Annotated in this window: 14 protein-coding genes; 6 read left to right on the forward strand and 8 right to left on the reverse strand. The window is 56.7% G+C overall.

Going from position 1 to position 15,309, the window contains the following annotated elements:
- Nucleotides 1-44: 44 nt before the first annotated feature.
- The 4 genes from Q0N43_RS04410 to ribA all read left to right on the forward strand — a co-directional run bounded on the left by Q0N43_RS04410 (nt 45) and on the right by ribA (nt 5,210).
- Nucleotides 45-2,369 (forward strand): DNA translocase FtsK 4TM domain-containing protein, encoded by a 2,325-nt coding sequence (locus Q0N43_RS04410; RefSeq protein ID WP_295443086.1) that lies wholly within the window; start codon nt 45-47, stop codon nt 2,367-2,369.
- Nucleotides 2,370-2,434: 65 nt separating this feature from the next.
- Nucleotides 2,435-3,058 (forward strand): outer membrane lipoprotein carrier protein LolA, encoded by a 624-nt coding sequence (locus tag Q0N43_RS04415; protein ID WP_295443089.1) that lies wholly within the window; start codon nt 2,435-2,437, stop codon nt 3,056-3,058.
- Between the two features lie 284 nt (nt 3,059-3,342).
- Nucleotides 3,343-4,149: an exodeoxyribonuclease III gene (gene xth / locus Q0N43_RS04420; protein ID WP_295443093.1), complete on the forward strand. Its 807-nt coding sequence runs from the start codon at nt 3,343-3,345 to the stop codon at nt 4,147-4,149.
- 17 nt (nt 4,150-4,166) lie between these two features.
- The gene (gene ribA, locus Q0N43_RS04425) at nt 4,167-5,210 is read left to right on the forward strand and encodes a GTP cyclohydrolase II (protein ID WP_295443095.1); all 1,044 of its coding nucleotides are present in this window, start codon (nt 4,167-4,169) and stop codon (nt 5,208-5,210) included.
- A gap of 6 nt (nt 5,211-5,216) precedes the next feature.
- On the opposite strand, the gene Q0N43_RS04430 is transcribed toward ribA, so the two are convergent.
- The 6 genes from Q0N43_RS04430 to Q0N43_RS04455 form a co-directional block, all read right to left on the reverse strand.
- Nucleotides 5,217-7,274 (reverse strand): transglycosylase domain-containing protein, encoded by a 2,058-nt coding sequence (locus tag Q0N43_RS04430; protein WP_295443296.1) that lies wholly within the window; start codon nt 7,272-7,274, stop codon nt 5,217-5,219.
- Nucleotides 7,275-7,318: 44 nt separating this feature from the next.
- The gene (gene msrB / locus Q0N43_RS04435) at nt 7,319-7,711 is read right to left on the reverse strand and encodes a peptide-methionine (R)-S-oxide reductase MsrB (RefSeq protein ID WP_295443098.1); all 393 of its coding nucleotides are present in this window, start codon (nt 7,709-7,711) and stop codon (nt 7,319-7,321) included.
- A 104-nt stretch (nt 7,712-7,815) separates the two neighbouring features.
- Nucleotides 7,816-8,838, reverse strand: coding sequence for a DNA polymerase III subunit delta (gene holA / locus Q0N43_RS04440; protein ID WP_295443102.1), 1,023 nt, complete (start codon nt 8,836-8,838; stop codon nt 7,816-7,818).
- The gene (gene lptE / locus Q0N43_RS04445) at nt 8,835-9,323 is read right to left on the reverse strand and encodes an LPS assembly lipoprotein LptE (RefSeq protein WP_295443105.1); all 489 of its coding nucleotides are present in this window, start codon (nt 9,321-9,323) and stop codon (nt 8,835-8,837) included. Before lptE ends, holA begins: the two co-directional genes overlap by 4 nt.
- Entirely contained in the window at nt 9,320-11,845 is a 2,526-nt protein-coding gene (gene leuS, locus Q0N43_RS04450) for a leucine--tRNA ligase (RefSeq protein ID WP_295443108.1), read from the reverse strand. The genes lptE and leuS overlap by 4 nt, the downstream gene beginning before the upstream one ends.
- A gap of 5 nt (nt 11,846-11,850) precedes the next feature.
- Nucleotides 11,851-12,294: a DUF3576 domain-containing protein gene (locus Q0N43_RS04455; RefSeq protein WP_295443110.1), complete on the reverse strand. Its 444-nt coding sequence runs from the start codon at nt 12,292-12,294 to the stop codon at nt 11,851-11,853.
- 250 nt (nt 12,295-12,544) lie between these two features.
- On the opposite strand from Q0N43_RS04455, the gene Q0N43_RS04460 reads away from it, so the two are divergent.
- Entirely contained in the window at nt 12,545-13,300 is a 756-nt protein-coding gene (locus Q0N43_RS04460) for a hypothetical protein (RefSeq protein ID WP_295443113.1), read from the forward strand.
- Here Q0N43_RS04460 and Q0N43_RS04465 read toward each other — a convergent pair.
- Nucleotides 13,297-13,845, reverse strand: a complete 549-nt coding sequence (locus Q0N43_RS04465; protein WP_295443116.1) for a thiamine phosphate synthase — start codon at nt 13,843-13,845, stop codon at nt 13,297-13,299. The genes Q0N43_RS04460 and Q0N43_RS04465 overlap by 4 nt on opposite strands.
- A gap of 23 nt (nt 13,846-13,868) precedes the next feature.
- Here Q0N43_RS04465 and Q0N43_RS04470 point away from each other — a divergent pair, with 23 nt between their 5' ends.
- The gene (locus Q0N43_RS04470; protein WP_295443118.1) at nt 13,869-14,555 is read left to right on the forward strand and encodes a YggS family pyridoxal phosphate-dependent enzyme; all 687 of its coding nucleotides are present in this window, start codon (nt 13,869-13,871) and stop codon (nt 14,553-14,555) included.
- On the opposite strand, the gene pdeM is transcribed toward Q0N43_RS04470, so the two are convergent.
- Nucleotides 14,552-15,235, reverse strand: coding sequence for a ligase-associated DNA damage response endonuclease PdeM (gene pdeM / locus Q0N43_RS04475; protein WP_295443121.1), 684 nt, complete (start codon nt 15,233-15,235; stop codon nt 14,552-14,554). The two genes, Q0N43_RS04470 and pdeM, sit on opposite strands and share 4 nt — an antisense overlap.
- Nucleotides 15,236-15,309 lie beyond the last annotated feature (74 nt).

The following is a 15,309-nucleotide window of genomic DNA, read 5'->3' on the forward strand; positions in this document are numbered from 1 at the left end:
CGCATTCGGTCCTTTGCGACTTCATACATATCGGCATTCGTAACATGGCCTTGCGCGTTTCAAAATTTAGCCGGAAATCGAACCTCGCCAATTGGCGTCAGATGATGCGCGCCTCATTGATTCGCAGCGGCGCGCTGTTCGGCGCTGCTGCGTTAGGGCTGTTCGCCATTTTCTTCGGGCTTGCGGTGCTCAGCTATTCGGCAGGCGACGCCGCATTTAACAGCGCAGCGGCAGATGTGCAGCACAACTGGATGGGGCAAAGCGGTGCCTATGTTGCAGATGCGATGCTTTTCCTGTTCGGCATACCAGCGATATTCTTGTTGCCGCTGTTTTTGGTGTTTGCGCGTCGATTGTGGCGTGGTGTCGCGCAGCCGCAATGGAAACGACAATTATCCTTATGCCTCATCGGGATGTTGTTGATCGGCTTTGGCATGGCCTATTGGCAGCACGGGAGTTACGTTGAACTTCCGGCGGGATGGGGCGGGTTGATTGCCTTGCTATTGGCCAATGCCGCTAGTGTGCTTGTAAGTCAAATTCAGGGCATATTCGGAACATCGCTTCGGGTGTTCCTCATACTCGGCGCTTTGGTGGGCGGGGTAGCATTGGTCATTCGGTCGCTTCAGCTGGAACGGCCATTGTTGCGCATCCCGACACTGACGATGCCGAAATTTGGTGGCGCGAGCATTGGCATGTCGGCCTTTGCGGGCGATGATTTGCCTGCGCCTCAGATTGTCGAGCCCAAGCCGCCACGCAAGGCCGTGGAACCAGATCAACGCAAGCCGCCGGTGATTGAGGACCGCACGCTCGCGCCCAAAAAAGCTGCTTTTTCAACCGGCGCGCGGCAAGGTGATTTCTTTGGCAGCTTTATCTTGCCATCGCTTGAGTTGCTCGATCCGCCACCTGCGATTTCAGTGCCTAAACTCGACAAGGCCGCTTTGGAAGCCAATGCACGGCTGCTGGAGTCGGTGCTGGATGACTTCCATGTAAAGGGACAGATTGTCGCCGTTCGCCCTGGCCCTGTCGTGACGATGTACGAGCTTGAGCCAGCGGCTGGCATTAAATCCAGCCGCGTCATTCAGTTGGCCGAAGACATCGCGCGCAACATGTCCGCGCTGTCCGCGCGCGTCTCGACCATCCCGGGCCGGACAGTGATGGGTATTGAGCTTCCCAATGCACACCGGGAGGCCGTTGTGTTTCAGGAGATGGTGGGCTCGGACGCTTTTGCAGAGCAAAAGGGCGCGTTGCCGATAATCTTGGGTAAGAATATTTCCGGCGATCCCGTTATTGCTGACCTCGCGCCCATGCCACATCTGTTGGTCGCAGGGACCACCGGTTCAGGTAAATCGGTTGGCCTGAACTGCATGATCTTGTCGTTGCTCTATCGACTGACGCCTGACCAGTGCCGGATGATCATGATCGATCCCAAGATGCTCGAATTGAGCAGCTATGACGACATTCCGCATCTGCTATCACCTGTGGTGACTGAGCCAGCAAAGGCCATCCGCGCGCTGAAATGGGCAGTTGAGCAGATGGAGGAGCGGTACCGAATGATGTCCTCGCTTGGCGTGCGTAACCTTGCGAACTTCAACGAAAAAGTGCGCGGTGCAAAAGCAAAGGGCGCGCCATTGGGCCGCAAGGTGCAGATCGGTTATGACCCGATGACTGGCCAGCCACAATATGAGGAAGAAAGCCTCGCTTACGAACCCATGCCGCAGATTGTCATCATCGTTGATGAGTTGGCGGACTTGATGATGACGGCGGGCAAAGAGGTCGAATTCCTGATCCAGCGTCTGGCGCAAAAGGCGCGCGCCGCGGGGATTCACTTGATCATGGCTACGCAGCGGCCGTCGGTCGATGTTATAACTGGAGTCATCAAGGCAAACCTGCCCACCCGCATTTCCTTTCATGTTACGTCAAAAATTGACAGCCGGACTATTCTTGGGGAACAAGGCGCAGAACAACTTCTGGGCAAGGGGGACATGCTCTACATGGCAGGAGGCCGTCATTTAACGCGTATTCACGGACCTTTTGTTTCCGACGACGAAGTGCGCCGCGTTGCCGACCATTGGCGTGGCCAAGGGCAGCCTGAGTATATTCAAGCCGTGACCGAAGAACCCGAAGACGGCGGTTTCGACTTTGGCGGCATGGGCGGCGACGACAGCGAAGAAGATTCGCAATATCGCAAAGCGTGCCAGATCGTTTTCGAAAGCCAGAAGGCCTCGACAAGCTGGATACAACGCCAATTGCGCATCGGTTACAACAGCGCCGCACGGTTAATTGACCGGATGGAAGAAGACGGCTTCGTTAGCGCGCCGAATCATATTGGCCGCCGCGAAGTGCTGCGCGACCGCAACGGCGAACCGGTTTAGCCATTAAGACGGGGTTCAAGGCAGTCCGGATAGTGAACGCCGTCACCCATCCCAAGGAAACAAAGATGACTTTTTCAAAATATGCCATGTTGTTCGCGCCGGTTGCGCTCGTTGCAACGACGCCTAGTCCTGCCCAGTCCTCGTCGGAACAGATGGCGCGGGTTTTGCAGCATATGAAGGCGGTGGGCACAATGTCCGCGAATTTCACGCAGACAGACCGGAGCGGCGGGACGCTGACCGGCAAGTTGCTGTTGAAGCGGCCTGGGCAAGTGCGGTTTGAGTATCAGAAAGACGTGCCCCTGTTGATTGTCGCCGACGGTCGTGCGCTGACGATGGTCGATTATGAGGTGAAGCAAGTCCAGCGCTGGCCGATCCGCAACAGTCCGCTGGCTGCCCTGCTTGACCCCGGTCAGGATCTTGCGCGCTTTGGCAAGATATTGCCTACCTCCACCAACGACGTTGTCAGCGTCGAAGTCCGCGATCCAAAGCGCCCCGAATATGGCACCATCACAATGATATTCGTGGACAAACCCAGCGCGCCGGGCGGATTGACTCTGAATGGCTGGGTCGCGCTCGATTCGAAAAACAATCGCACCACGATTCGACTCAACAATATTACCTATAATGGCATGATCGCAAAAAACGCGTTCACATGGAAAGATCCGCGGCCGGCCAGGCGAAAATCCTAACATCCGACGATGAACCGAAGCGCACCACCGACAAGTTGCGGCGTGCGCCAATGTTGTTCATCTGAACGACAGGAACGAAACAGTATATATCATAACATCAGTGGCCGAATGATCGTGTGGTTTTTCCCCTGTTGCCCACGACTTTAATCATCGCTGATATCCGCGTGACGAACGCAAGCTTAGCCCTCATCCCAAATGCCCCCGGGGTGAGGGCTTTGCTTTTTTGTGGCAAATGCCTTCATCGGCTTGCTCCTGACGCTTCAGGCATCTAGGGCCTTTGTGTTATGTCCCAGACCATTCGCATCGCCTCGTGGAATATAAACTCGGTCCGCGCCCGTATTGACATTGTCGAACGCTATTTGAAGGAAGAAGCGCCCGACGTTTTATGCCTTCAGGAAACCAAAGTCATCGACAGCCTTTTTCCCGAAGGATTGTTCCGGCAGTTGGGCTACCGTCATTTCGTCGTCAACGGCATGCCAATGCATCATGGCGTTGCAATCGTCAGCAAACTGCCGTTGATCAACCGCAGGGTAGAGGATTGGCAGGCCAATGGCGAGGCGCGCCATGTTGGCGCAGAGTTAAATATTGACGCCGCCAAGGGCGTGCGGATCGACAATGTCTACATACCTGCCGGGGGCGAAGTCCCCGACAGCGAGGTTAATTCAAAATTCGGACAGAAACTTGCTTTCCTAAAACGTATGGCCGAATGGTCGGGCAACCTAACGGAGCCGACTGTCCTCACAGGGGACTTTAACGTTGCGCCGCTTGAGCAAGATGTCTGGAGCCACAAACAATTGGTCAATGTCGTCAGCCATACCCGCATTGAAATTGCACATCTGGCGGAAATTCAGGCAGCAGCAGACTGGGTGGATGTTGCGCGGCATTTTGTCGATCCGTCGAAGAAATTATACACATGGTGGAGCTATCGCGCGCAGGATTGGGAGACGTCCGACCGCGGACGTCGGCTTGATCATATGTGGGTCACCCCTGATCTGAAAGAAAAGGCAAAGGCGCACATCGTGCACAAGCATGTGCGCGGATGGGGCAAACCATCCGACCATGCGCCGATCGTCACGGAATTTGCCTTTTGATCGGCGTGCGCGCAGCGTTGGGAGACTCACGCCGCGCAGCGATGGCGATTGATGCCTTGCGTCGTGGTTGGCCAGTAACCGTGCAGCATCTTGGGCAATCGCTCACTTTATTGGCGGTCGAAACAGCGCAAGATATCTCCGGCGCGCATGCGATGTTGCTCTCGGCAAATCGTGCGGTAACACTGAAGTTAACCAACCAGCGTGCTGCGGCAGATGGCGACCTTCCGGTGCTCATTAAGGCGCCGTCCGACTTGGACCTCAGGCTTGCTCTGGCGGTGGCCGACCCAAGCCTTGACCTTGCGTATCCGATGAAGGGACCTTTTGCCGCGCTGCCATTGGATGATGGGCCATTGGCGACGGCGGCTATCGAACTTGCGCGATTGGCAGGTTTGCTTCCGGCGTTTCTGGTGTTGACGGGCGAAGGCGAGAACCCCGCTTACTTCAGCCCGCAAGATGTCGCTGCCTTTGATGACAGCGGTGCTTTGCGCATTGCCGCACGCGCTAAGCTTCCCGTTGCCGCCAATGCCGATGCCGAAATTGTCGCATTCCGGACAGCCGTGGATGCGTCCGACCATGTGGCGTTGCTAATGGGTACGCGCGACTCCTCCCCGCCAGTTGTCCGGTTGCACAGCGAATGCCTGACAGGCGATGTTCTTGGCAGCCTGAAATGTGATTGCGGCCCGCAATTGCACGAAGCGTTGCAACAGATTTCGGACGCAAATTGGGGAATATTGTTATATTTGCGACAAGAGGGGCGCGGCATTGGTTTGATTAACAAACTGCGCGCCTACGCGCTTCAGGATCAGGGATTTGATACCGTTGATGCCAATACCCGGTTGGGTTTTGCCATTGATGCGCGCGACTTTTCAGTCGCGGCACGGATGCTGGAATTGCTCGGTGTGGAACGGGTGCGCTTGTTGACCAACAACCCTGAAAAGGTGGACGGCTTACAAAATGCCGGCATCACGGTTGTGGAGCGGCTACCACTTAAGATCGCCGCCAATCCACACAACGCTTATTATCTTGAAACCAAGAAAAGCCGGACCGGCCATGCGCTATAGGCTTTTTTAAAATGGACGGGGCTGTCCGCGTGGATCTGCGCGCTGCCCTTCTTCCTCTGACGTTGGCCGTTGCTCGCGTCGGCCACCCAGTGCGCGTTCGATAAATGCCTCATCCAGCGGCTCTGGCTCTGTCGTCGGCGCAAGATTTGGGTCATCCATTAGGGGGCGGCCTTCAATCGGCATGCCATTTTCGTCGAAAAGCAGCATTTCGTCTTCACCAAGCAATGGCTCCTCACCGTCAAGGGTTTCCGGGAACGTCACCTCAGTTGCGAATTTCTCCACGGGGCGTCCGGCCACAGCAACGCGCATATAGGCTGCCCAAGCCTGTGCAGGGGCGCGACCGCCTTCAAGGCCACCAATTGACTTAGCATCGTCGCGACCCATCCACACGCCGGTTGTAAGGCCGCTGGAGAAGCCCAGGAACCATCCGTCCTTGTTGCTTGACGTTGTCCCTGTTTTGCCTGCGACGGGTCGGCCAATATTTGCCGCCCGCCCGGTGCCAGCGGCGACAGCGGTCTGCAACAAATCGGTCATTGCGCCTGCAACCCAATCATCAACCAACTGCACTGAGCTTGACGGCTTGGCTGCATATAGAAGTTCACCGTCAATCGTAGTGACCTTCTTAATGCCATAAGGGGTGACATTGCGTCCACCGGCTGCGACCGCCGCGAATGCCTGAGTCATATCGATAATGCGCGTGTCGGATGTGCCCAGCACCATCGACGGCAGCGTGTTGACAGGGGTGGTGATCCCGAACCTGCGCGCCATATTGGCGATACTGCTGGTGCCGACGTCTTGCCCGATTTGAGCAGCGACGGTGTTTTTGGAATAGGCAAAAGCGGTACGCAGTGAAATCTCGCCAGCAAAATTGCCGCCGCTGTTTTTAGGCTGCCAGCCTTCGATTTCGACGGGCTTGTCTTCCACCATGTCTTCGGGGCGGTACCCTGCTTCCAACGCGGTGAGATAAACGAATAATTTCCAGGCCGAGCCCGGTTGGCGAACTGCGGAAACCGCGCGATTGTAATTGCTGGTAACATAATCTGTACCGCCCACCATGGCCTTCACTGCGCCGTCGCGATCAATCGACACCAACGCGCCTTGTGCGCCGCGAGGGGCATTTGCGGAAATCGCTGAGGTTGCGGCGCGCTGCATTTTCAGGTCCAGCGTCGTCCAGACATCGATTGGCTTTTCAGTTTCATCAATAAGGCCGTCCAACTGCGGCAAAACCCAATCCGTGAAGTAACGCACGCTGTCTTGAGGCGCTTCAGCGGCCAAGCGCACGCCGGTCAATTCGACGGTAGCGGCCTGAGCTGCGGTAATCATCCCTGCATCCTGCATGACTTCAACCACCACCATTGCCCGGTCCAAGGCGGCCTTCGCATCGGCCGTTGGTGCATAATTTGACGGTGCCTTCACAAGACCCGCGATAATCGCTGCCTCGGCCAGGCTGATATCCTCGGCACCATGGTCAAAGAAACGGCGACTTGCGGCATCAACCCCATAAGCGCCGCCACCGAAATATACTTTATTCAAATAGAGTTCGAGAATCTGGTCCTTGGAGAATTTGGTTTCCATGGCCAGCGCAAGAATGACCTCGCGAATTTTGCGACCAAACTCCTTGTTGCTGTTCAGGTAAATGTTGCGTGCCAATTGCTGCGTGATGGTCGAACCGCCTTGCGTCCAGCGACCTTCAATGGCCCGCACATACACCGACCGCGTAATGCCAATGGGGTCGACACCGGGGTGCATATAAAAACGGCGATCTTCGACGGCGACCATCGCGTCCTTCATTTCGGACGGCAATTGGTCGATGGTCAGCCAACGTCCGAAACTTGGGCCAAGCGATTGAATGACAGTGCCGTCTGCTGCACGTATGCGGATCATTTGCCCGTTCGGGGAGGCTTTCAGATCTTCAAAGCTGTCAATTTCGTCGCGTGCAATCGCGACAAATATGCCAAGAACCATGACACCCAGCAACGCCGCGATGACGCTCGCTTTGACAATGCGCAGCATCCATGCCCCCATTGGTCCACGTTCTTTCGAAATCTTGCGTGCGCGTGCCATGACCCTGATGTTACCCAGTCCCGTAACCGCCGACAAGCGCCTTGTTATTCAGGATCGAACGCAAGCGCAGCGCTGTTGATGCAGTAACGCAGGCCAGTCGGCCCAGGCCCATCGGGGAACACATGGCCCAAATGCCCCTCACATGCGGCGCAGCGCACTTCAATGCGGACCATGCCGTGCGATGTATCGCGGTGCTCTTCAACGGCATCATTATCTGCAGGCGCGGTAAAGCTTGGCCAACCCGAACCGCTGTCAAATTTCGTGTCCGAAGCAAAAAGGGTCGTGCCGCAGCCGGCACAGCGAAACTCGCCTTCGCGCTTTTCATCGGTCAGCGCGCCCGCAAAGGCGCGTTCTGTGCCTGCTTCACGCAGGACATGATATTGAACGGGGTCCAATTCTGCCCGCCATTCCGCATCGGATTTGATAATTTTTTCCATGAAAAGGTACCTTTCGTAAGAATAACGTGGGGACAGCGGCAAAGCGGTTCAAGGTGTGGGCGTAAGCGTTCATTCCTGAAATCTGCGCACGTCGCGCACATGGGTTAGCCGCGGCGTGCGGCGGCACGGGCAATACGGACGAGTTCTTCTTCCAATATGGTCACGGCAAGCCCGTCGCGGACGTGCATCAACTTTGACTCAACCTCAAGCAAATGGCCGTTTAACCCTGCAAGCCGAACCGATGGCCAGCGCATCAGCTGCTGTGCGTAGCTATCGGCTTCTTTCCAGAATATCGAACGCGTTGCCTTAACCACTGCGCCGGGATTTGCGCCATTGTCGACTTTTGTTCGCATCGCGGCGAGCATTGTCACGCGGCGCTGCATGGCGCGGATGATGCGAATGGCATCAACACCCATGTCGCGCGCTGCGGCTAGTTCGCGGCCTGTACCGCGCAAGTCACCGCCCATGACGACATGGACCAGGCCGTTGATATTTTCCTCACCAGTTTCCGCCGATAGCGCCTCGAATATGGCTATTTCGACGGTGGCGGGACGCTGCGGTGACGCATCATAATAAAGCGATAGCTTCTCGATCTCGGCCTGCGCCAGCTTACGGTCTTGCCCTGTGTAGCGCGCAATACGTGCGGCAATTGGCCGGTCGATCTTCAACCCGGTTGTGGCAGCAAAGGCCATAACTGCAGCGGCGGCGTCGCCTTCTTCGGGTAAATAACAGATATGCACCATGGCGCGCGGATGCGCTTCCAGCAACTTCCGCAATTTGCTGGCCTTGGTCAGGTTACCGGCTGTCGCGATAACCGGGTTTACCTCGCCTTCAAGCGCCAGCAAGTTCTCGACTGCGGCAAAGCCCTCTTCGCGGCGGAAATTGAGCCGGATATGTCTTTTGTCGCCGAACAGCGATAGCGCAGATGCCTCGTCTGCCAACAAGGCTGGGTCATTGCGGATCCGATCGCTGTCAATATCAATGCGTTCCGAGCCTGCTAACTGTGCCGACATTTGCCCGGCAATATCGGCCGTAGCCGATTCATCCTGTCCAAATATGAAAAACAGCCGGACATCCGGACGTGCACTGATGGCACTGATAAAACTACGTTCTTTTGCGCTGCTCATTCGCCGCGAGCGTAAATCGAGAGCCGGGTTACAATCTGATCTGCAACCTTCTGCGTCAGATTTTCCAACGCACTGTTTTCGCCCGCGATGGTGGCATATTCTGAGCTGGCAACATCGATACCCGCGTCAGAGCCAGCTGTAGCATCGAGCACCGTTTCGCCGGTCGCAACCGAGATAAGCTGGTAACGCGCACGCAATGTTCGCCGTTCACGCGTGACCGTATCGTCGGCGCGCACGCCGAAACCTTCAATCTGGTCATCCAGCGCAATGACCAGACGGAATTGCGCGGCATTGCCGTTTTGAGCGCCAAGCCGGTCGGTCAATGCATTGCGCATTAGCCAGCCGTTTTTGCCTGCAATAGGATCGACCGATACGGACCCCAGGGAATTTGCCACAACGCCCTTTGACCCGCCGCTATATAATGGCTGCAATCCGCATGCGGGCAGCAGAAAAGCAAGCATCAAAGGGGCGAAGAAACGGTTCATAAGACTATGTTGACCAGCCTATCGGGAACGACAATAATTTTTTTAATCTCACCGCCGTCTATGGCATGCTGAACCTTTTGGCTGGCGAGCGCAAGCGCCTCTAGGTCAGCCTGCGGCAAGCCCTTGGCGACCGTGAGCGTGTCGCGCAATTTGCCCCTGACCTGAATGGCGATGGTAACCTCATCCTCTTCAAGCAGGGCTGGATCAACCGCTGGCCATGCGGCGTCGGCGATGAGACCGCCGCCCAGTTCGGCACCAAGCTTGGTCCAAGCCTCTTCGGCCAAATGCGGGACCATGGGTGATGACAGCAATAGGATCGTGTGGATGGCAGAATCGCGGCTGGCCGAAGGTGCGGCTTTCTCAATGGCGTTGGCCAGATCGTATATCTTGGCGACGGCCTTGTTAAAGGCCAGAGCCTCGATATCTGCGCCAACGCGAGCGATCACCTGATGCGTTTTGCGGTCCAATGCCTTATCCGCGCCATCCGCGCCGCTGACTTGTGATGTCAGACGCCAGAGCCGCTGTACAAACCGCCAGCAGCCCTCAATGCCTGCCTCGGACCATTCCAGATCGCGTTCGGGCGGGCTGTCGGATAGCATGAACCAGCGCACGGCGTCTGCACCATATTGATCCACAATGTCATCGGGATCGACGACATTCTTTTTGGACTTGGACATTTTCTCGATACGGCCAGCAACCGCAGGTTCGCCGCTATCGATGATGGTCCAGATGTCGCCTTCGCGCCGCACCTGATCGGGGCTCAGCCAACTGCCCTTTGCGTCCTGATAGGTTTGGTGCGTCACCATGCCTTGCGTGAACAAAGACGCAAATGGCTCCTTCACGTCGATCAAGCCAATATGGCTCAACGCGCGCGTCCAGAAACGGGCATAGAGCAAGTGCAAAATGGCATGTTCGACGCCGCCAATATATTGGTCCACCGGAAGCCATTTTTCCGCAAGCGTGCGATCAAATGGTTTGTCATGTGGCTGGCTGGCAAAGCGAATGAAGTACCAGCTTGAATCGACAAAAGTATCGAGCGTGTCGGTTTCGCGGCATGCAGGCTGACCGCAGCTTGGGCAGTCGACCTTGCTCCAGCTCGGGTGCCGATCCAGCGGGTTGCCGGGAATGTCGAAATTGACATCTTCGGGCAAGATTACGGGCAATTGGTCATCCGGCACCGGCACCGCGCCGCAGGTCTGGCAATGAATGATGGGAATGGGTGTGCCCCAATAACGCTGACGCGAAACGCCCCAGTCGCGCAGGCGATATTGCGTTTTGCCACTGCCCCAGCCTTCGGCCTGCGCGCGCGCGATGACATCGGCCTTCGCCTGATCAATCGTCATGCCATTCATCCAATGCGAATTGACGATTGTGCCGGGACCAGTGAAGGCAACATCGCCGGCAAAGGCGCTATCGGTCAAATCGCTGTCGGCGACAACGCGGGTGACGGGCAAAGCATATTTACGGGCAAAATCAAGGTCGCGCTGGTCATGTGCGGGGCAGCCAAAGACGGCGCCAGTGCCATAGTCCATCAACACGAAGTTGGCGACATAGACCGGCAAATGCCAGCTTGCATCGAGTGGATGTTCGACGGTCAAGCCTGTATCAAACCCACGTTTTTCGGCCGTTTCAATGTCGGCAGCGGTGGTGCCGCCCTTGCGGCATTCCTCAATGAACGCCTGCAAGTCGGGGGCATGGGCGGCCAGCTTTTGCGCGACGGGGTGGTCGGCTGCAATCGCGACAAAGCTTGCGCCGAACATTGTGTCAGGCCGCGTTGTAAATACGTCAATGCCGCCATTTCCCCCGGGGAAACCGAATGTGCATTTTAAGCCCTGCGATTTGCCGATCCAGTTTTCCTGCATCAACCGCACCTTGTCTGGCCATTGGTCAAGCGAACCAAGGCCGGTGAGCAGTTCATCTGCAAAGTCGGTGATTTTGAGGAACCACTGGCTCAGCTTGCGGCGTTCAACCGGCGCGCCGGAGCGCCAGCCCTTGCCGTCGATGACTTGTTCATTGGCGAGCACTGTCATGTCAACCGGGTCCCAATTTACCGCAGATTCCTTGCGATAGACCAAGCCAGCTGCATAAAGTTTCAAGAACAGGGCCTGTTCATGGCCATAATATTCGGGCTCGCAGGTCGCTAGCTCGCGCGTCCAGTCAATCGCAAAGCCAAGCCGCTTCAGCTGCGCCTTCATGTTTGCGATATTGTCGCGCGTCCACCCGCCGGGATGGACATTCTTTTCCATCGCCGCATTTTCGGCGGGCATGCCAAAGGCGTCCCAACCCATGGGATGCAACACCTCATGCCCTGTCATCCGCTTGTAGCGTGCGAGCACATCACCCATCGTATAATTGCGAACATGGCCAATATGGATGCGGCCCGACGGATAGGGAAACATTTCAAGGACATAAGCACGCGGCTTGGTCGAATTTTCATCCGCGACGAAGCTGCTGCGTTCTTCCCAAATACTTTGCCACCGCGCGTCAGCGACGTGCGGGTTAAAGCGCTCTTCGTTGGACATAGAAATTACCCGGTGATGGACGACCGACGAAGGTCACGCGCCTTGGTGAGGATAACAGCTTCAAGCTTTTGCACCGTGGCGGCGCGCAATGGTGCCGCAACCCACTGGCCATTTTGCGAGATTTCGCGGCTGCCGGCCACGCGCAAGGCGTCGGCGCGCAGGTCTTGATCGAGGATCGACACGGTAAGCTTGATGCGTTCGCCGGGGCTTTGCGGGTTTACGTACCAATCGGTGACGATGACGCCGCCCGATGAGTCGGTCTGCACCAACGGCATGAACGACAAGGCATCAAGCGATGCGCGCCACAAATAGCTGTTGACGCCAATGGTGGTGAGCTGGCTGGCCGCGAGGTCCGCCTTTGGACGCTCCCTGCCGCCGCAGCCGGAAAGCAAGCCTAAGCTTATTAAACTGCCGGTCGCAATGATGAGTGCCAGGCGGTTGGTGCGCATAAAATGTCCTTGAACAATGGAATATGGGAAACCTGTATAGCGGCTTGTTGTCGGGGGCAAGCTTTCTGGCGGCTGAACGGCGCGTAATTCATACTCTAGTCAGTTTCCATGCGCTATCCAATTGTGGACATCATGCAACAACTGCGGACAAAACGCGTTATTGGCATGATTCTGAAATTACACCTCTTTTGAATCCCTGAAATGAGGCGTATACTCTTACTGACAAATAAGATTCGGTCGAAGAAAGTCCATGAACGTGAAGCGGGTACAGAAAGGAAAATATGCGACCTTTGCAGCAGTAATGCTTGCGACCGTTTCGCTTGCCCTTTCGCCGATGATTGTGCCTGCCTTTGCCGCAAAGGCATCCGGTCCGGAAGAAAAGGCTGCGCCTGCGTGGATCGCGATGTTCACGCCTGCTGGCGGTGATAGTGTGCTTGCCCAAAAATTCTCCGCTACACAAATTACGCCTGATGCGCGGTTCCCCTTCACGCTTGCCAGTGCGCGTGAAGGTAGCAACCGCACGATTACCGTTGCTGCGCGGGCGAACTCGCGCCTGACCGCTGGCGCTGTATCCATCCGCAATGTCATCGCACCAGGCGAAGTGGGCGCTGGCAAGGGGATTCGTCTGGCCGCAGTCGACTATCGTTTGACCGCCTCCAAGGGTTGGCAGGATTTTGCTTTGCCTAAGGCGAATGCACGGGCCGCAAAGATGCCTCTGAGCGATGTTGGCAAAGGCGGCTTCCGGCTTGATGAATCGGCGCAGAAACCGAGCAAATTCAGTGCCAATATTAAACTCGACCAGAATAAAGAAATGGCCCCACCCGCTCGCGGTAGCGCGGCTGCGGGCGATTATAAGCTTGATGTCGGCGGCAGCTTCTCGATCAGCCGCAAGATCGATGTGAACGCTGGCGTCCGGTACGCCAGTGAGAATGACCGCGTTATTCCCTTGGCTGATAACCGCAAGGACAGCGAAGCGGTCTATGTAGGCACCAAAATCCGCTTCTAAGCGGTCTTTTTCCTGAAAGCCTCAATCGCCGCCCAACCATGGATCATCCGTTGGCCGAGCATAATCGCCCTCTGACGGGTCATGCCGCCCAAGGCGATGATGCGCGCTGGGCCGACAAGCTTTGCGAGCCGCTGAAACATCATGGGCCCCAGTGGCCGCGCGCCGGGGTGGCTGTTGGTATCGAACAGCGGGGAGAGGAATAACAGGTCGGGGCAGCTTCGCTTTACGTCTGCGATTTCGCGTGCATTGTGGACTGGGGCGCTGTGTAGCAACTTCGTTTGGCCATGGCTGCGTTGATGAAAGCCGTCGGCATGCCAGCGTAAAGCGGTCCGCGCATCCCCCGCCAGCAGCACGATATGTCCACGCCGACGACAAATCCGCAGCACTTGGGCGAACAATGCGCGACGTTGCTGAGTAGCCAAATCATAATGGCGAAAAACCACGCCTGATCGCGCCGGTAGCTGTTGAATAGCGCGCAGCTGGTCATCACCAAAACGCGCATCGGTCATGAGCCAGATTTTCGGCAAGGGGTGGCTTCGCGGCATGCAAGTGCCTATAGCGACCCGCTATGCAGGAAGCGACACCAGAAACATCCGCCGACCGTCTAACCGCCATCCGCACGCGCATGGACGCGGCTGCCAAATTGGCGCGACGCCCCGGCGAGGACATCCACCTCATCGCCGTGTCGAAAACGCGGTCGATGGAGGACATCGCGCCGCTCATTCTCGAGGGGCAAAGGCTGTTCGGTGAAAACCGTGTTCAGGAGGCCGCGAGCAAATGGCCTACGTTGAAGGCACGGCATCCCGGCGTTGAGCTCCATCTCATTGGCCAGTTGCAATCGAACAAGGCCGAAGAAGCGGTCGCATTGTTTGATATGATCCATTCGGTTGATCGGCTGTCGCTTGTGACTGCGCTGGGCAAGGCGATGCAGAAGCTGGGGCGCGCGGTGCCGTGTTTCATTCAAGTCAATATTGGCGCTGAAGCGCAAAAGGGGGGATGTTCCGTGGCGGAACTTCCCGACCTGCTGAAGGCTGCGCAGGACGCGGGGCTTCTGGTCGCCGGGTTGATGTGCCTTCCGCCCGCTGATGTCGAGCCTGCGCCCTTCTTTGCGCTTTTGGCCGAATTATCCGCGCGGCCTGGTCTGCCGCAATTAAGCATGGGCATGTCCGATGATTTCGAAACCGCCATCATGCTGGGCGCAACATATATCCGTGTCGGCACCGCCTTATTTGGCGAACGCCCCAGCGTGATTTAGGGCGGGGACGCTAAGGCAAATCGGGCAAAGCCGCTTTGTGTTGCGACCAAGGCCTCAACCCCTTCGCCATATTTAAGGTCGCAGGCTTTTGAAATAGCAACGTCCTGCACATCCAGCCCGCCGGTCAGCGCGCCAAAGGCGGGCATGATCAATTTACGCGGGGTCTTTACGAAGCAACGCCGTTTTACCATCCGCCCGCGCAGCACTTGCCGAAACTTCGGGTGAAAATGGCCGGAGATTTCAGGATTGGGGTCACCAGCTTGCGCCTCATGCCGAAGGGTAATGCCCGATAATGTCAATGCGTCAAACGCCTTGCCGCCCCACATACCCGACACCGCCCGGTCATGGTTTCCGGTAACCCATATCCATTCGGTGTTGCAGGCCAAATCAACTAATAATGCCGCAGCGCCTTCCGCCAATCGGTGTTCCCCGTCATCATCGTGGAAATTGTCACCAAGTGATATGATTTTGGCAGGTCGATATGTCCTGCAAAGTGTGGCTATTTCCTCAAGCGTTGAGACGCTGTCATAGGGCGGCAGCATTTGGCCATATAAAGCAAAGGCGCTCGCCTTTTCCAGATGCAGGTCGGATACCAGCAACGCATCTTGCGCGCGCCAATATAAGGCCGCCTGACCAGTTATCTCAAATGTCTGCCCGCCAAATTCGAAGCTTTGTGCCATTGCCAGAGGCTATGGGCATTGTGGTGCGCCACTGCAAGCGGATGTGCGCATTTCCCACCAGCCCAATCTCTATA

The organism is Sphingorhabdus sp. EL138 (assembly GCF_945882965.1).
In the GTDB taxonomy this organism is placed as follows: Bacteria; Pseudomonadota; Alphaproteobacteria; order Sphingomonadales; family Sphingomonadaceae; genus Sphingorhabdus_B.